15 protein-coding genes are annotated in these 17651 nt (G+C 66.4%); 8 read left to right on the plus strand and 7 right to left on the minus strand.

Features of this window, described 5'->3' with window-relative positions; translation table 11 throughout:
* Positions 1-329 precede the first annotated feature (329 nt).
* Positions 330-1544, plus strand: a complete 1215-nt coding sequence (locus H7U20_RS14150; RefSeq protein ID WP_199759794.1) for an efflux RND transporter periplasmic adaptor subunit — start codon at positions 330-332, stop codon at positions 1542-1544.
* Between the two features lie 3 nt (positions 1545-1547).
* A complete protein-coding gene (locus H7U20_RS14155) occupies positions 1548-4709 on the plus strand; it encodes an efflux RND transporter permease subunit (RefSeq protein WP_199759795.1) in 3162 nt (1053 codons plus the stop codon).
* Between the two features lie 243 nt (positions 4710-4952).
* Here the strand turns inward: H7U20_RS14155 and H7U20_RS14160 are convergent, their stop codons facing one another.
* The 6 genes from H7U20_RS14160 to H7U20_RS14185 form a co-directional block, all read right to left on the minus strand.
* Entirely contained in the window at positions 4953-5135 is a 183-nt protein-coding gene (locus tag H7U20_RS14160; RefSeq protein ID WP_199759796.1) for a hypothetical protein, read from the minus strand.
* Between the two features lie 94 nt (positions 5136-5229).
* On the minus strand, positions 5230-6132 hold the full coding sequence (gene xerD / locus H7U20_RS14165; RefSeq protein ID WP_199759797.1) for a site-specific tyrosine recombinase XerD: 903 nt from the start codon (positions 6130-6132) through the stop codon (positions 5230-5232).
* Positions 6108-6629: a methylated-DNA--[protein]-cysteine S-methyltransferase gene (locus tag H7U20_RS14170; protein WP_199759861.1), complete on the minus strand. Its 522-nt coding sequence runs from the start codon at positions 6627-6629 to the stop codon at positions 6108-6110. The genes xerD and H7U20_RS14170 overlap by 25 nt, the downstream gene beginning before the upstream one ends.
* A gap of 383 nt (positions 6630-7012) precedes the next feature.
* Positions 7013-8293, minus strand: a complete 1281-nt coding sequence (locus H7U20_RS14175) for a TRAP transporter large permease (protein WP_199759798.1) — start codon at positions 8291-8293, stop codon at positions 7013-7015.
* Positions 8290-8862: a TRAP transporter small permease gene (locus H7U20_RS14180; protein ID WP_199759799.1), complete on the minus strand. Its 573-nt coding sequence runs from the start codon at positions 8860-8862 to the stop codon at positions 8290-8292. Before H7U20_RS14180 ends, H7U20_RS14175 begins: the two co-directional genes overlap by 4 nt.
* A gap of 62 nt (positions 8863-8924) precedes the next feature.
* Complete coding sequence (locus H7U20_RS14185) at positions 8925-9911, minus strand: TRAP transporter substrate-binding protein (protein WP_199759800.1); 987 nt, start codon at positions 9909-9911, stop codon at positions 8925-8927.
* Positions 9912-10065: 154 nt separating this feature from the next.
* On the opposite strand from H7U20_RS14185, the gene H7U20_RS14190 reads away from it, so the two are divergent.
* The 3 genes from H7U20_RS14190 (at position 10066) to H7U20_RS14200 (ending at position 13343) form a co-directional block, all read left to right on the plus strand.
* Positions 10066-12099, plus strand: coding sequence for a sensor histidine kinase (locus tag H7U20_RS14190; RefSeq protein ID WP_199759801.1), 2034 nt, complete (start codon positions 10066-10068; stop codon positions 12097-12099).
* A 1-nt stretch (position 12100) separates the two neighbouring features.
* Positions 12101-12688, plus strand: a complete 588-nt coding sequence (locus H7U20_RS14195) for a response regulator transcription factor (RefSeq protein WP_199759802.1) — start codon at positions 12101-12103, stop codon at positions 12686-12688.
* 97 nt (positions 12689-12785) lie between these two features.
* Positions 12786-13343 carry a DUF3052 family protein gene (locus tag H7U20_RS14200; RefSeq protein WP_199759803.1) on the plus strand — a complete coding sequence of 186 codons (558 nt, stop codon included), beginning with the start codon at positions 12786-12788 and terminating at the stop codon, positions 13341-13343.
* A 90-nt stretch (positions 13344-13433) separates the two neighbouring features.
* On the opposite strand, the gene queG is transcribed toward H7U20_RS14200, so the two are convergent.
* Positions 13434-14579: a tRNA epoxyqueuosine(34) reductase QueG gene (gene queG, locus H7U20_RS14205; RefSeq protein WP_199759804.1), complete on the minus strand. Its 1146-nt coding sequence runs from the start codon at positions 14577-14579 to the stop codon at positions 13434-13436.
* A gap of 78 nt (positions 14580-14657) precedes the next feature.
* Here queG and tsaE point away from each other — a divergent pair, with 78 nt between their 5' ends.
* The 3 genes from tsaE (at position 14658) to H7U20_RS14220 (ending at position 17526) form a co-directional block, all read left to right on the plus strand.
* Complete coding sequence (tsaE, locus tag H7U20_RS14210) at positions 14658-15143, plus strand: tRNA (adenosine(37)-N6)-threonylcarbamoyltransferase complex ATPase subunit type 1 TsaE (protein ID WP_199759805.1); 486 nt, start codon at positions 14658-14660, stop codon at positions 15141-15143.
* The gene (locus tag H7U20_RS14215; RefSeq protein WP_199759806.1) at positions 15107-16600 is read left to right on the plus strand and encodes an N-acetylmuramoyl-L-alanine amidase; all 1494 of its coding nucleotides are present in this window, start codon (positions 15107-15109) and stop codon (positions 16598-16600) included. Before tsaE ends, H7U20_RS14215 begins: the two co-directional genes overlap by 37 nt.
* Positions 16601-16674: 74 nt before the next feature.
* Positions 16675-17526 (plus strand): D-hexose-6-phosphate mutarotase, encoded by an 852-nt coding sequence (locus tag H7U20_RS14220; RefSeq protein ID WP_199759807.1) that lies wholly within the window; start codon positions 16675-16677, stop codon positions 17524-17526.
* Positions 17527-17651: the final 125 nt, after the last annotated feature.

Genomic DNA, 17651 nt, shown 5'->3' on the forward strand with positions numbered 1-17651 from the left:
CGGCTGTCCGCCTCTGGGTGGTGTTGTAGCCGCCGGCGCCCCAAGCGGACGGCATTCGCCGCCGATCCGCCTTTTCTGCAGTTCAAGCCCGCCTTTTGCCGCCCTGTCGCACGGAGGTGGCGCGACACTTGTCATCTCCATACAGTGTCACCATGCGCACCACCGCGGTTCTCCGGGAAGGGCAGGCGTGTCCTTCCACCAACCACCGCCGTGGTGCGCATCCCGCAAGCTTGAGCGCCAGCCTGACCGTCCGCGCCGCGCCCGCCGTTTTCGCGCCGTGCCCTTGTTGCGACCTTGCCGACCTTGGCAAACCTTGACCAGAAAACAATATGAAACTTGAGACCCTGCCCCCGTCCCTCCCCACCGCCGCGCGCGGCAAACGCTGGCGCGCCCCGCTGATCGGCCTGGTCGTGCTGGCCCTGGCCGGCGGCGGCTGGACCGTCATGCAGTCGGGCGCCAAACCGGCCGCCGCCAAGGACGCCGGCAAGGCGCCCAAACAGGAAATCTACGAACTGGCCGGCGGCGACATCGCCGCCGTCGAAGCGCGCGCGCTGGCCCTGAAGCTGCCGCTGTCGGGTTCGCTGATGCCGCTCAGCCAGGCCACCGTCAAGTCCAAGGTGTCGGGCCAGATCGAGGCCACCACGGCGCAGGAGGGCACCGCCGTGGCGGCCGGCCAGGTGCTGCTGCGGTTGGACACGGCCGAGCTGCGCGCCCGCCTGACCCAGCAGCAGGCCGCGCTCGACGAGGCCCAGGCCAAGCTGTCGCTGGCCAACAAGAACGAGACCAACAACCAGGCCCTGCTCAAGCAGAACTACATCTCGCAGAACGCCTACGACAGCACGCACAACAGCGTCGAGCTGGCGCGCGCCGGCGTCAAGGCCGCCTCGGCCCAGGTCGAACTGGCGCGCATCGCGCTGGCCGACGGCGTGATCCGCGCGCCGCTCGGCGGCATCGTCAGCAAGCGCCACGTCCAGGCCGGCGAGAAAGTGGCGCCCGACATGGCCGTCTACACCATCGTCGACCTGTCCGAACTGGTGCTCGAAGCCCAGGTGCCGGCCGCCGAAATCCCGCGCGTCAAGATCGGCCAGCAGGTCCAGTTCAAGGTCGACGGCTTCCAGGGCCGCGACTTCGTCGGCACCGTGGCGCGCGTCAACCCGACCACCGAGGCCGGCTCGCGCGCCATGCTGGTCTACATCGCCGTGCCCAACGCCGACGGCGCCCTGCGCGGCGGCATGTTCGCCAAGGGCAGCATCACCACCGCCCGCTCGGCGGTGATGCCGCTGCTGCCGCTGCAGGCGCTGCGCGAGGAGAAGGGCCGCCAGGTGGTCTACAAGGTCGAACAGGGCAAGGTGGTGGCGCAGCCGGTCAAACTGGGCCTGCGCAACGACGACGAGGGCTACGCCGAGGTGCTCGACGGCCTGGCGCCCGGCGCCAACGTGATCGTCGCCAAGCTCGACGGCGTCAAGCCGGGCAGCCAGGTCAAGCTGCCGGCCGCCGCCGCGCCCGCCAAGGACAAAGCGGCCATGCTGGCGCGGAAGGACTAAGCCATGTGGATCACCAAAACCAGCATCCAGAATCCGGTCTTCGCCACCATGGTGATGGTCGCCCTGGTCGTGCTCGGCCTGTTCTCCTACCGCGGCCTGGGCATCGAGAGCATGCCCAGCGTCACCTTCCCCTTCGCCGCCATCGAGGTCAACTACCCGGGCGCCTCGCCCGAGGCGGTCGAGAACGACATCACCCGGCCGATCGAGGACGTGGTCAACACGGTCAGCGGCATCAAGACCATCCGCGCCAACTCCTGGGAAGGCAAGGCCGGCATCTACCTCGAGTTCGAGCTGTCGACCAATATGGACAAGGCGATGCAGGAGCTGCGCGACAAGGTCGCGCTGGTGCGCCCGCGCTTCCCCAAGGAGGCCAAGGACCCCTACATCGCCCGCGCCGAGGGCGACAACGAGCGCGCCATCGCCACCCTCAGCCTGACCGCCAGCGAGCACACGATGCGCGAGCTGTCGACCATGACCGAGCAGATCATCAGCAAGCGCTTCCAGAGCGTGGCCGGGGTCGGCCAGGTCAAGCTGAGCGGCACCACGGCGCGGCAGATCCTGATCAGCCTGCGCCCCGAGGACATGACGGCGCAGGGCGTCGGCGTCGACGAGGTGATCCGCGCCATCCAGGCCACCAACACCAACCTGCCGGCCGGCAGCATCAGCTTCGGCGCCGCCGAGCAGCTGGTGCGGGTCGAGGGCAAGATGAAGGACGCCCGCGACTTCAACAAGATCATCGTGGCGCGCCGCGCCAACGGCCCGGTCTACCTCGACCAGGTCGCCGGCGTCGTCGACGGCGAGCAGGAGGAGCTGTCGATCTCGCGCCTGAACGGCCAACGCGCCATCAGCATCGAGATCACCAAGGTGCAGGACGCCAACGTGGTCGAAGTCGGCACCGGCATCCAGCGCATCACCCGCGAACTGCAGAAATCGCTGCCGGCCGACATCAAGCTGCGCCTGCTCGACGACGAGTCCGAACGCGTGCAGAACCAGCTCAACAACGTCAAGCACACCATCATCGAAGGCGCCGTGCTGACCATGGTGATCGTCTTCTTCTTCCTGCATTCCTGGCGCAGCACCATCATCACCGGCCTGACCCTGCCGATCTCGGTGATGGCCAGCTTCATCGCCATGAAGTTCTTCGGCTTCACGCTGAACTTCCTCACGCTGATGGCGCTGTCGCTGTGCATCGGCCTGCTGATCGACGACGCCATCGTGGTGCGCGAGAACATCGTGCGCCACCTCGGCATGGGCAAGAGCCATCTGAAGGCGGCCAACGACGGCACCAACGAGATCGGCCTGGCGGTCATGGCCACCACCTTCGCCATCGTCGCCGTGTTCGTCCCGGTGGCCTTCATGAAGGGCATCATCGGCCGCTTCTTCCTGCAGTTCGGCATCACCGTCGCCGTCGCCGTGCTGGTCTCGCTGTTCGTCAGCTTCACGCTCGACCCGATGCTGTCCTCGGTCTGGCGCGACCCGGTCAAGGACCGCTTCAAGTACGCGCCGTGGCTGGGCCGCTTCATGGCCTGGATCGAAACCGGCATCGACCGCCTGCACGTCTGGTACGGCCGCGTGCTGGCACTCGCCCTGCGCTGGCGCAAGCTGACCCTGACGGCGGCGCTCGGCCTGTTCGTCGGCAGCCTGATGCTGGTGCCGATGATCGGCGGCGAGATGTTCCCCGAGACCGACGAGGGCTGGATCAACCTGACCTTCAAGACCCCGGTCGGCTCCAGCCTGGAATACACCAACGGCAAGGTGCTGCAGGTCGAGGAGGCGCTCAAGGCCTTCCCCGAGATTGACAGCCGGATCGCCGTCGTCGCCCCGCCCGGCGACGTGCGCAACCACGCCCGCATCGACCTCAAACTGGTCGACCACAAGCTGCACAAGCGGCGCACCCAGAAGGAGCTGGAGAAGCTGATCCGCGAACGCATGGCCAGCATCGCCGGCATCACCCTGTCGTTCGGCCAGAAGCCGATCTTCATCGCCATCCTCGGCGTCGACGAAAGCAAGCTCGACGACGTGGCCCACCGGCTGATGGACAAGATGCGCAAGATCAAGGGCGTGGCCGACCTGGAATACAGCCAGGAGGGCGCCAACCCCTCGACCACGATCAAGATCAACAACGAGCTGGCCAGCGACCTGGGCCTGTCGGTGCAGCAGATCGGCAGCGCGCTGCGGCCCTTCGTCGCCGGCGACACGGTGAGCCACTGGCTGGCCGGCGACGGCCAGAACTACGACGTCAACGTGCAACTGCCCAAGTCGGGCCGGCAGAAGATCGCCGACCTGGCCGACCTGTCGCTGGCCTCGAGCCGCAACGACGCCAACGGCCGGCCGATCATGGTGCCGCTGCGCCAGGTGGTCGACTTCGTGCCCTCGTCGAGCCCGCAGGTGCTCAAGCGCCAGGCGCTGCAACGCCGCGTCGCCGTGTACGCCGGCGTCGAGGGCCGCCCCGGCGGCGACGTCGACCAGGACGTCAAGAAGGCCATGGAGTCCATCGAGCTGCCGGCCGGCGTGCGTTTCGACGTCGCCGGCAACGCCCAGCAGATGGAGGAGACCATGGCGGGCGCCATGATGGCCTTGGGCATCGCGGTGATCTTCATCTACCTGGTGCTGGCCTCGCAGTTCGGCAGCTTCCTGCAACCGATCGCCATCATGGTGTCGCTGCCGCTGTCGCTGATCGGCGTGCTGCTGGCGCTGCTGGTGACCGGCAGCACCTTGAACATCTTCTCGGTGATCGGCTTCATCATGCTGATGGGCCTGGTGACCAAGAACGCCATCCTGCTGGTCGACTTCACCAACCACGGCCAGCGCGACGGCAAGGGCCAGTTCGAGGCCATCATGGAGGCCGGCCAGGTGCGCCTGCGGCCGATTTTGATGACCACGCTGGCGATGGTGTTCGGCATGCTGCCGATGGCCATCGGCATGGGCGACGGCGGCGAGACGCAGGCGCCGATGGGCCGCGCGGTGATCGGCGGCGTGCTCACCTCGACCCTGCTGACGCTGGTGGTGGTGCCGGTCGCCTACACCTATCTGGACAACCTGGGCAAGCGCGCCAAGCGCTTCTTCCAGGGCGCCGCCGAGGCGCACGGCGTGGCCGGCATCGACGAACACCACGCCGCGGCGCACCAGGAACACAAGGAACACAACGTGGCCGAACGCGCCTGAGCGATCGCTAGACTCGTCCCCGCAACGGCGGGGACGACGCGGCGGCCCGCCGCTGTCGATAAAAAAACAAAACCGGGCCTGTGCCCGGTTTCTTTTTTATGTGGATGGCGCGCCTGGCGCGCCACAAGCAAAAATGCCGCCCAGCGTCAACTGAACGGCATTTCAACCAGTCTCTTTGGCAATGACAGACGAAACCCGCCCGCGCGGGGCTGCTCAAGCGCCTTTCGTCGTCCGCCGCCGGGCTTACGCGGCCGGCGTCTCGCCTTCGGCGGCGTCGCCGTCTTCGGCGGCCTCATCCGGCTCCGCTTCGCCCTCGCCACCCGGCGTGGTCTTCAATTCGGCCTTGCGCCTGGCTTTTTCGTCGGCCTTTTTCTTCTTCTCTAATTCGCGTTGCCGCTTCTCGTACTGGAAATTTGTCTTTGCCATTTGCTACCTCTATATTCACGATGTTGACTTACTTAGGTCACATTATGACGCAGATATGACCGATACAAGTAATCGGCCGCAGCAAAACCGCCGCTCAGCCACGCGGATGGTGCTCGGCGTGCAGGCGTTTCAGCCGTTCCCGCGCCACATGGGTATAAATCTGCGTGGTCGAGATGTCGGAGTGTCCCAGAAGCAACTGCACCACGCGCAGGTCGGCGCCGTGGTTCAGCAGATGGGTGGCGAAGGCGTGGCGCAGGGTGTGCGGCGACAGCGGCGCCGTGATGCCGGCCTTTTGCGCATGCTTTTTTATCAACACCCAAAACATCTGCCGCGTCATCGGCCCGCCGCGCCGGGTGACGAACAGGGCGTCGTCGAGCTGGCCGTCGAGGATCGCGCCGCGCGCCTCCTTCATGTAGCGCTCCAGCCACAGGCGCGCCTGCGCACCGAACGGCACCAGCCGCGTCTTGGCGCCCTTGCCGGTGATGCGCAGCACGCCGTCGTTCAGGCTCAGTTCCAGCGTCTTCAAGGTCACCAGCTCGGACACCCGCAGGCCGCTGGCGTACATCAACTCCAGCATGGTGCGCTCGCGCAGGCCGAGCGGCGTGGCCACGTCGGGCGCCGCCAGCAGCGCCTCCACCTGCGCCTCGCTGAGGGTGTGGACGAAGCGCGTCGCCTGCTTGGCCGAAGCCAGGTTCAGGCAGGGGTCGGCCGTGATCTGGCGCTGCCGCAGCGCCATCTGATAAAAGCGCTTGAGCACCGACAGGCGCCGGTTCGACGAGCTGGCCTTGGTTTCCTCGTGGCGGGCGGCGAAATAGGCGTCGATGTCGGGCGTGCCCACGGCATGCAGGTTGGCCAGCCCGGGCCGCTTGACGTCCAGCCAGCGGACGAACAGGCGCAGGTCGCGGCGGTAGGCCTCCAGGGTGTTCTTCGACAGGCCGTCCTCCAGCCACAGGCTGTCGCAGAACTCGTCGATCAGAGCAGGGTTGTCTGGTGCCATGCGTATTCGCTCGCCCCCTCGTGTGCCAGCAGCCAGCGTTTGACGCCGAGCAGGAAGCCGTTCTGGTCGTCGCTGTGGGCGAAGCCGCCCAGGCCGGAGGCCGACGTCACGCGGTGGCAGGGCACCACCAGCGGGAACCAATTGGCGCCGCAGGCCTGGCCCACCGCGCGCGGCGCCGAGCCGATGTGGCGCGCCAGCTCGCCGTAGGTGCGCACGCTGCCGCGCGGGATCGCGGCGATGCTGTCCCACACCTTGCGCTGGAAGTCGCTGCCGACCCGCGCCAGCGGCAGCGCGAAGACGAAGTCCGGATCGGCGCAGTAAGCGGCCAGCTGGCCGGCGGCCAGCTCGGCCACCGCGTCCTGCGCCGGCTTGGCCTCGAAGTGCGGCGCCAGGTAGCACAACTCGGTCACCAGCTGGCCCGCCGTGCGGACGCCGAGCTTGCCGAAAGGCAGGTCCACGATGGCCGAGAAAAGTTCGCTACCCTGTTGTTTTTTCATCACGCAAGTTGTCCTTTTGTCTCATCCAAACTACAGCGTTTGTGGCAGTTCAGCACACATTGTAGAACCTCGGGACGAAAAAAAGCGCACCTTGCGGTGCGCTCCGAAATCCTGCTTCACGTTTCCGGCCGTTTGACTCTGGCTGTAGCGCGCTTGTGGCGGCCTTCAGCGATGATGCCAACAGCATTCTGTAAAACGTGTGTCTCCTCGATATATGGCCGGCTTTGAAGCCGTTTTTATACACACTCCCCACCAACTAATCCTGCGTGTCCTTTGCTCGTTGCGAACATATCCTTATGAGTTATATGTCCGACAGCGACGCCATCATAACGTACCTGAATGGCTTTTTCCCAGCTTTTTTTGAGCCCCGGAACACGTCTGGATTAAGAGTAAATTAAATTTGGCAACCACAGCGAAATTTGTGGTACATAAGTCACCAATAGCAAAAAGCCAAGCATGGTCAGCAGCCAAGGCAGCACCGCCACGGTCAACTCGGAGATGCCCATCTTGGTGATGCCGGAGGCCACGTACAGGTTCAGGCCGACCGGCGGATGGCACATGCCGACCTCCATGTTGACCACGATCAGGATGCCGAAGTGCACCGGATCGATCCCCAGCTTCATCGCCACCGGGAACAGGATGGGCGCCATGATCAGCACGATCGACGAGGGTTCCATGACGTTGCCGGCCAATAGCAGCAGCACGTTGACCACCAGCAGGAACGTGACGACGCCCAGGCCCTGGCCGGTGATCCACTCCGCCATCGCCTGCGGGATGTTTTCACTGGTCATCAGGAAGGAGAACAGCACGGCGTTGGTGATGATGTAGAGCAGCATCGCCGACATCGCCGCCGAGTCCAGCAAGACCTTGCCGACCTGTTTGATCTTCAAGTCCTTGTAGACGAACACGGCGATGAAGAAGGCGTAGACGGCGGCCATCGCGGCCGCCTCGGTCGGCGTGAACGCGCCGCTGTAGATGCCGCCCATGACGATGACGATCAGCAGCAGGCCCCAGGCGCTCTTCTTGAAGGCGGCGAAGCGCTCGCCCCAGCCGGCCTTGGGCAGGCGCGGATACTTGTGCTTGCGCGCCAGGAACCAGGTGGTCAGGCCGAGCAGGAAGGCCAGCATGATGCCGGGGATGACGCCGGCCATGAACAGCTTGCCCACCGAGGTGTTGGTGGTGACCGAGTACATCACCATCACGATCGACGGCGGGATCAAAATACCCAGCGCGCCCGAGGTGGTGACCACGCCGGCGCCGAAGCTTTTCGGATAGCCCTGCTTGACCATGGCCGGCAGGATGATCGAGCCGATCGCCACCACCGTCGCCGGGCTGGAGCCGGAAACGGCGGCGAACAGCGCGCAGGCCAGCACGCCGGCCAGCGCCAGGCCGCCGTGCCAGTGGCCGACCATCGAGCTGGCGAAATTGATCATCCGCCTGGCCACCCCGCCGTGGGTGAGGAAGTTGCCGGCCAGGATGAAGAACGGGATCGCCATGATCTCGAACTTCTCGATGCCGGTGAACAGCTTCAGGGCCACCGATTCGATCGGCACCTGGGTCATGGTGAACAGGAAGGTCAGCACCGTCAGGCCGAGCGAGATGGAGATCGGCATGCCGGTCAACATCAGCGCCAGCAGCAGGACGAAAATAATCATGGCGTTCATGCTTTGGCTCCCGGCGCGTCGTGGGCGAGTTCTTCTTCCAGTCCCTCGACGTGGGAATGGTCATGTTTCGGCAGCGTGCCGGTGCGGGCGTAGGACAGCACCACCTGCAGGAAGCGGAAGCACATCAGGTAGGAGCCGAGCGGCACGGCCAGGTAGACGATCCACATCGGCACCTCGAGGTCGGCCGAGGTCTGGTCGGTGTGGCCCATCTCCCACACGAAGCTGGCGCCCAGGGTGCCGACGATGCCGGTGAAGACGGCGCCGGAGAGCAGGCCGAAGAACACGAAGCGCCGGTGCCAGGCCGGATTCATGCGGTTGATCAGCACGTCCACGCCGACGTGGATGCCGGTGCGCACGCCGTAGGCGGCGCCGAACTTGGCCATCCAGACGAACATATAGATGCACAGCTCCTGCGCCCAGCTGGTGTTGATTTGTATGAGGAAGTCTTGCACGCCGGGGATCGGCAGGCCGGCCAGATAGCGGTGCACCACGGCGATGAAGATGATGAAGGTGGCCGCGCCCATCAGGGTCGCGATGATCCACTCTTCCAGGTGGTCCAGGAATTTCATGGTGGTCTTTCAAAGGAGGGATACAAGGCGGGACGGCGCCGCCGTCCCGCACGGGCGCCGAATTACTTGGCCGCTTCCTTGTTGATGGCCGAGATCAGATCCTTGCCGATGCGGCCTTCCATGTCCTTCTGCACCGGCAGCAGGACGCGGCGCCATTCGGCCTGTTCCTTGACGCTGAGGGTGTAGACCTCGGTCTTGCCGGTCTTCTTGATCGCTTCCAGGGCCAGGTCGTTGTCGCGCTGGGCGATGGCTTTTTCGAAGGTGGTGGCCTCCTTCATCGCCTTCTCGAGGGCGGCGCGGATGTCGACCGGCAGGCCGTCCCAGAACTTCTTGTTGACGATGACGGCATAGCCCAGGTAACCGTGGTTGGACACGGTGACGTGCTTCTGCACCTCATGCATCTTCTGCGTGTACATGTTCGACGGCGGGTTCTCGGTGCCGTCGACCACGCCGGTCTGCAACGCCTGGTAGACCTCGGAGAAGGCCAGCACCTGCGGGTTGGCGCCCAGCGTGCGCATCTGCGCGTCGAGCACCTTGGACGACTGGATGCGCATCTTCTGGCCCTTGAAGTCGGCCGGCACGCGCAGCGGCTTGTTGGCCGACATGACCTTGAAGCCGTTGTCCCAGAAGGCCAGGCCGGTGATGCCCTTGCCTTCCAGTTTCTTCAGCAGGCCCTTGCCGATCTCGCCCTCGGTCACGTTGTACAAGGCGGTCTTGCTGGGGAAGATGAAGGGCAGGTCGAAGGCTTCGAACTCCTTGACGCCGAGCGGGCCGAACTTGGCCAGCGACGGCGCCAGCATCTGCACGGCGCCCAGTTGCAGCGCCTCGAGTTCTTCCTTGTCCTTGTACAACTGGCTGTTCGGGTACAGCTCGACCTTGACGCGGCCGTTGGTGCCCTTCTCGGCCAGCTGCTTGAAGCGCTCGGCGGCCTGGCCCTTCGGCGTGTCGGTGGCGACCACGTGGCTGAATTTGATGACGATGGGCGCTTGCGCGGACGCGTTGAGGCAGAAGGCGGCGCACAGCGCGGCCAAGGTGACTTGCAATTTCATAGTGTCTCCAAGGTGGATAAATACTTTATTATTGTGCCCAGGCCCAATAACGGATGGGCTGGATTATCGCCGATATTCGCCGAATACGTGCCGTAGCGCAACTGTGGAAAACCACAATAGCCCCACAGGCGCCAGCCGCTACCCTGACCGGCCCATGACCATAGCCCCGCCCCCGCCCCGCCGTTTCCAGTTCAGCACCCCGCTGCGCTGGCTGCTGCCCGTGTTTTTGCTGCTGTTCTTCCTGGCGATCCTGATCTGGCTGCCCTGGCAGGCGCGCCAGATGGAGAGCAACGAGCGGCAGGAGCAGCTGATCGCCGACACCCTGTGGGTCGAGCAGACCATCCGCTTCCAGCTCGGCCGCGACGAGGACAGTCTGCGCGGCCTGGCCGGCGAGATCGCCGCCGGCCAGTTGTCGGCCCAGCGCCTGCACGAACGCCTGGCGCGCCTGCTGAAGAACGGCCACGAGCTGCAGCGCGTGCTGTGGCTCGATCCGCAGGGCCGCGTCCAGGCCAGCAGCGACGCCGAGCTGGCGCCCGGCACCGCGCTCGACCTGTCGGAGGCCTCGCGCGCCACCGCCGACCTGGCGCGCCGCACGCGCAACCCGCGCTACGTGCAGCCGGAAGCGCAGACGCCCAACCGGCGCGCCGCGCCGGCCGCCGTGATGATGGACTACCACCAGCCGATCTATCGCGGCGAGACCTATCTGGGCAGCCTGCTGGCGACCTACCAGACCGCCGACCTGCTGGAGGAAATGGTGCCCTGGTGGTTCGCCCAGGACAACCAGGTGACCCTGATCGACCGCGACGACAATGTGCTGGCGCGCCGCGCCGCCGCCGGCCCCGGCCACGGCGTCTACACCCACAAGCGCGCGCTCGACCTGCCGGGCGCCTCGATCACCCTGGTCACCGACAGCGTCAAGAGCGCGCCCAAGCTGCTGCCCAACCTGCTGGTCGGCTCGGTCATCGCGCTGTCGCTGGGTTTGTTGTGGAGCCTGCTCGCGCTGTGGGGCCACATCTCGCGCCGGCTGGCCGCCGAAGGCGCGCTGCGCCAGCAGATGTCGTTCCGCACGGCGATGGAAAACTCGCTGGTGACGGGCCTGCGGGCGCGCGACCTGGAAGGCCGCGTCACCTACGTCAACCCGGCCTTCTGCCAGATCGTCGGCTACCCGCCGGAAGAACTGGTCGGCAAGCTGCCGCCCATGCCCTACTGGGCGCCGGAGGCCATGGCCGAGTACCAGCAGCGCTTCGCCAGCGTGTTGGCCGGCACCTTCACGCCGCAGTTCGAAACCATGTTCCAGCGCGCCGACGGAGTGCGCGTGCCGGTGCTGATCTTCGAGGCGCCGCTGGTCGACAAGGATGGCCGGCAGACCGGCTGGATGGGCTCGATCCTCGACATCTCCGACCGCAAGCGCATCGAGGAACTCAACCGCCAGCAGCAGGAGAAGCTGCAGGCCAGCGCCCGCCTGGCGACGATGGGCGAGATCTCGTCGATGCTGGCGCACGAGTTGAACCAGCCGCTGGCGGCCATCTCCAGCTACACCACCGGCGCGCTCAACGTGCTGGGGCGGGCCGAGCAAAGCGGCGCGGCGGTCGACGGCGCCATGCTGCGCCCGGCGCTGGAACAGGCCAGCGCCCAGGCCCAGCGCGCCGGCCAGATCATCCGCAGCGTGCACGAGTTCGTCAAGAAGCGCGAGCCGGAGCGCCAGGCGGTGAGCATCGCCGAGCTGCTCGACGGCATCCGCGCGCTGATCGAACTGCAGGCGCGCCAATTCTATGTCGCCTTCCAGACCAGCCTGCCGGCCGCGCTGCCGCCGGTGCTGGCCGACCGCATGCTGATCGAGCAGGTGCTGCTCAACCTGACCCGCAACGCCATCGAAGCGATGGCCCACATCCCGCCGCAACGCCGCGTGCTCAACGTCGTCGCCGAGCACGCCGCCGCCGCCGGCCAGGTGGTGGTGTCGGTGATCGACCAAGGCCACGGCATTCCGCGGGAGGTGGCCGAGCGGCTGTTTTCGCCCTTCTTCTCGACCAAGGCCGAGGGCATGGGCATGGGCCTGAACATATGCCGCACCGCCATCGAGTTCCATGGCGGCACCCTGAACCACCGCGCCAATCCGAACGGCGGTACCATATTCACATTCGCGCTGCCGGCCGCCCCGGTCCGGACGGCGCCAGAAGGAGACCAATAAGATGCTGCATATCGTCGACGATGAAGCGGTGGTGCGCGACTCGCTGTCCTGGCTGGCCGCCTCGCGCGCCATCCCGGCGCGCGCCTACGAGCGCGCCGCCCAATTCCTGGACTACGTCAAGGAAGGCCAGTTCGCCCCCGAGGGCGACTGCGTGCTGCTCGACGTGCGCATGCCGGAGATGAACGGCCTCGCCCTGTTCGACCTGCTGGCCGGGCGCGGCCTGGCGCAGCGCCTGCCGGTGATCTTCCTGACCGGCCACGGCGACGTGCCGATGGCGGTCGACACGCTCAAGCGCGGCGCCTTCGACTTCTTCGAAAAGCCCTTCAACGACAACCAGCTGATGGACCGCGTGCAGGAGGGCCTGGCCGGCTCGCGCCAGGCCGGCGCGCTGGCCGCCGTGCACGCCCGCCTGGCCACGCTGTCGTCGCGCGAACGCGAGGTGCTCGAGCTGATTTTGGCGGGGAAGATGAACAAGGTCGTGGCCGACCAGCTGGGCATCAGCATGCGCACCGTCGAGGTCCACCGCGCCCATATCTTCGACAAGATGCAGGTCAAAACGGCGGTCGAGCTGGCGGGCCTGCTGAAGTAATTGCCGCCTATTCGGCCAAGGCCGCGGTCGCTTGTTTTGGATCAGCGAGCGGCCTATCATGGTCATACTGACTGTGCGCCTGGCATAACATCGACATATGAAGAACGAACCTATTTTAAAATCACATCACAGTGAGTCGGTGCTGGCGACGGCGCCGGAGCCGCTTGATGAGCCGCCATGCCCATATGACCTCAACGATTCTGCCGCAGTGGAGTCATATTGGGCCAATGCACACGTCACCTTGCCTGGCGAGCATCGTTTTCAACAAGATGCAACCATGACTGCAAAAACCATCGCCGAAAAAATGTATGTGAAGAACGCCACGGCGATCATCGTGCTCAATGCCGATGCGCGCCACGCCGCGCTGCTGGCACAACTGCCGGCCGGGCTGATCGACAACGATGCCGCCGGCGCCGACTTCGTGCTGTTATTCGCCAACAGCCAGCTTGAGCTGGAAACGCTACTGCCGCAGGCGAAGGCGCGCCTGGCCGCGAAGGGCGCGCTGTGGGTGGCCTACGTCAAGGGCGGCTCGAAGCACAAGTCGGACATCCATCGCGACACCATCCGCAACTTCGCCGCCACATTGGAACTCGACAGCGTGGCCATGATCTCCATCGACGACGACTGGTCGGCGCTGCGCCTCAAGCACGCTTAACCGCCCCCCCCCCCTGGCTGCACGCCCGCTACGCCCGTCCGGCACCCCGCCGGCCGCGCCCATCCGGCACCAGGCACTGAACGCGGGGGCCTATCGATGGCAGGCCAGCGCCCACTCCACATGCTCGCGCACCAGCGCCGACTCGTGCTCGCGGCGCGCTAGCAGCGCCGCGACGATGGCCTGGTCGCCCTTGGCGCCGGCCGCCGCCGCGTTGCCCATCCCCACCGCCAGATTGCGCAGCCAGCTGACATGGCCGATACGGCGGATCGGACTACCCTCCATCTTGCGGTTGAACTCCTCCTCGCTCCAGCCGAACAGCTCGACCAGCGAGGCGCTGCCCAGACCGTGGCGCTCGTCGAAGTCCGGCAGCACGGCGCGCTGGGCGAACTTGTTCCACGGGCAGACGCTCTGGCAATCGTCGCAGCCGTAGACGCGGTTGCCGATCAACGGCCGCAGCTCGAGCGGAATGGCGCTCTTCGATTCGATCGTCAGGTAGGAGATGCAGCGCCGCGCGTCGAGCCGGCCCGGCCCCAGGATCGCCTGGGTCGGACAGGCCGTGATGCAGGCGCTGCAGCCGCCGCAGTGGGCGCTCACCGGCTCGTCCACCGGCAGCGGAATGTCGACCAGGATCTCGCCCATGAAGAACAGCGAGCCGCCGTCGCGGTTGATCAGCAGGGTGTGTTTGCCGCGCCAGCCCAGGCCGGATTTTTGCGCCAGCGGCAGCTCCATCACCGGCGCCGAGTCGGTGAAGACACGGTAGCCGAACTCGCCGGATTCGGCGCGGATGCGGTCGGCCAGCTGCTGCAAACGGGCGCGCAGCACCTTGTGATAGTCGCGGCCACGGGCATAGACCGAGATCACCGCCGCGCCCGGATCGGCCAGCCGCGCCGCCTCGGCCGCGCGCCAGCTGCCCGGCGCCTCGGCATCGGCATCGGCATCGGCATCGAGCGCAGCAGCAACAGCAGCAGCGCCGCCGGCCTGCGGCAGATAGTTCATGCGCGCGCAGATGACGCGCACCGTGCCCGGCACCAGCTCATCCGGACGAGCCCGCTTCATGCCGTGGCTGGCCATGTAGTCCATCTCGCCGTGCATGCCGGCGTCCAGCCAGGCTTGCAGGCCGGCCTCCTGGGCGCGCAGGTCGATGTCGGCGATGCGCAACTCGGCGAAACCGAGCTCGACACCCCATTGCTTGATGCGGGCGGCAAGTTCGGCTAATTTGGATTCAGACAGGGACATCGGCGTAGACAGGCTTTACAATGCAGGCAGGCGGGCCGGCGCGGCCCGCGAACGATCTTCAGACCCACATTCTATTCGATGCCGCATTTTAAAGCCCACCTCCACGACGAAGAAGCCACCGCCGCCCTGGGCGCCGCGCTGGCGCGTGCCTTGGCGCCCGGCCTGGCGATCCACCTGCACGGCGACCTTGGCGCCGGCAAGACCGCGCTCACCCGCGCCCTGCTGCACGCCGCCGGCCACGTCGGCCACGTCAAAAGCCCGACCTACACGCTGTCCGAACCCTACCAGGTGCAGCTCGGCGGGCGCGCCGTCGGCGTCATCCACTTCGACCTGTACCGCATGGGCAGCCCGGAGGAATTCCTCGACGCCGGCTTCCGCGAAGACTTCAACGGCGACAACATCTGCATCGTCGAATGGCCGGAAAAAGCCGACCCGGTGCTGCCGCCGCCGGACCTGAATATTTTCCTGGCCGTTGCCGGCCAGGGCCGTGATGTAGAATTGCAGGCGTCGACCGCCCTGGGTATCTCATGTCTTCAACGCCTCAAATTCGCCCCCAACCTGTGAGCGAACGCACCATCACACGCCGCACCGTACTCAAGGCCGGCGGCACCCTGCTGCTATCGGTGCTGTCGCCGCTGCCCGCCCTCGCCGCGCAGATCCTCGCCGTGCGGGTCTGGCCGGCCGACGACTACACCCGCGTCACGCTGGAGAACGACGCCAGCCTGAAGGCCACCCACTTCATCGTCAAGGACCCGGAACGGCTGGTGGTCGACATCGAAGGCCTGGAGCTGAACCCGACGCTGAAAAGCCTGGTCGCCAAGATCCAGTCCAACGATCCCTACATCAAGCAAGTGCGGGTGGGCCAGAACCGGCCCAACGTGGTGCGCCTGGTGTTCGACCTGAAGGAAGAGGTCACGCCGCAGGTGTTCACCCTGGCCCCGGCCGGCAACTACAAGCACCGCCTGATCTTCGACCTGTATCCGGTCAAGCCGGTCGACCCGCTCACCGCGATGATCGAGAAACGCGACTGGTCGAGCGAGGCGCCAACGGCCAAGCCGCCGGCCGCCAAGGCCGAACCGACACCGGGCAAAACCGCCGAAGCCGGCCTGCCCCTGCCGGAAGCGCACAAGGGCGAGCTGACCAAACCGGACATCGCCGCCATCATGCGCGGCGACGGCAAGGCCGATGCCAAGCCAGGCGGCAAGGCGGAGGCCAAGGCCGAAGAGAAGGCCGAAGCCAAGAACAAAGCCGAGGCCGAAGCCAAATTGGAGGCGCGTGCCGAGGCCAAGGGCGGCCCGGCGCAAAAGATCGTGCGCATGCTGACCATCGCCCTCGACCCCGGTCATGGCGGCGAGGACCCCGGTGCCTCCGGCAAGAACGGCAGCCGCGAGAAGGACATCGTGCTGTCGATCGCCAAGCGGCTCAAGGCCAAGCTGGAGGAACACCCGAACATGCGCGTCATGCTGACCCGCGACGGCGACTACTTCGTCCCGCTCGGCACCCGCGTCGACAAGGCGCGCAAGGTGCAGGCCGACCTGTTCGTCTCGATCCACGCCGACGCCTTCGTCGAACCGAGCGCGCGCGGCTCGTCGGTGTTCGTGCTGTCGGAAAAAGGAGCCAGCTCGGGCGCGGCGCGCTGGCTGGCCAACAAGGAGAACCTGGCCGACGCCATCGGCGGCGTCAACGCGAGCGGCCACGACAAACAGCTCGCCAGCGTGCTGTTCGACCTCTCCACCACGGCGCAGATCAACGACAGCCTCAAGCTGGGCAAGGCGGTGCTGGGCGAGATCGGCGGCATCAACCGCCTGCACAAGGGTTCGGTCGAGCAGGCCGGCTTCGCCGTGCTGAAGGCGCCGGACATCCCGTCGATCCTGATCGAGACGGCCTTCATCTCCAACCCGGAGGAGGAGGCCAAGCTGCTCGACAACGGTTACCAGGACCAGATCGCCGACGCCATCGTCAAGGGCATCCGCCGCTACTTCGCCAAGAATCCGCCGCTGGCCAAAAACCGCCTGACCTGAGCACACGCAAGAAAACAGGCAGGCAGACCGGCTGGGCAAGCGCCATACCGACCGACACACAAAGGACCCACACGATGGCAGTAGTGACGATGGTTGAATACGGCAGCCTGCCGGCGGTGCGCATCAGCGCCGCCGACGGCGCCCAGGCCACGGTGGCGCTGTTCGGCGCCCATCTGCTGTCCTGGCGCACCGCCGACGGCAAGGAACGCCTGTTCTGCAGCAGCCGGACTGCGCTCGACGGCAGCAAGGCGATACGCGGCGGCGTGCCGGTCATCTTCCCCCAGTTTAATGTGCGCGGCGACGGCCCGCGCCACGGCTTCGCCCGCGTCAGCACCTGGCGCCTGGCCGACAGCGGCAGCGACGGCGCGCTAGCCTGGGCCGAATTCGCGCTGACGCCGGACGACCTGCCGCCAGCGGCGGCGCAGGCCTGGCCGCACGCCTTCGCGCTGCGCCTGCGCTTCGCGCTGCAAGGCGACACGCTGGAGCTCAACTTCACGGTGCGTAACACCGGCGCCGAGGCCTTCCCCTTCGGCGTGGCGCTGCACACCTACTTCGACGTCGGCCAGCTGGCCGCCACCCGCATCGACGGTCTACTGGGCGCCAGTTACACCGACCACCAGTTGAGCACCGGCGTGCAGGAGCAAGCGTCTTTGAGCTTCGAGCAAAAGCACGACCGCCTCTACCAGGCCACGCCGGCGCTGACGTTGCACACGGCCGACGCCACGCTGCGCCTGGAACAGCAGGACTTCAAGCAATGGGTGGTGTGGAATCCTGGCGCGGCCGACGCCGCTGCGCTGGCCGACCTGGCCGACGACGAGTATCTGCGCTTCGTCTGCATCGAGCCGGCGCTGGTCGACCAGCAGGCCCTGGCCGCCGGCGCCGAGTGGAACGGCCGCCACCGCATCGTCTGCGCAGCGCGCGCATAGCAGCCCTTCGCAAAGGCGCCCGGGGCATCAAGCAAGACCGGCGGCGCAACCCTGGGGTCAGCCCTTCGCAAAGGCGCCCGAGGCATCAAGCAAGACCCAGCGGCGCAACCCTGGGGTCAGACCCG

The sequence above is a fragment of the Rugamonas violacea genome (assembly GCF_016461825.1).
Classification (GTDB): domain Bacteria; phylum Pseudomonadota; class Gammaproteobacteria; order Burkholderiales; family Burkholderiaceae_D; genus Rugamonas.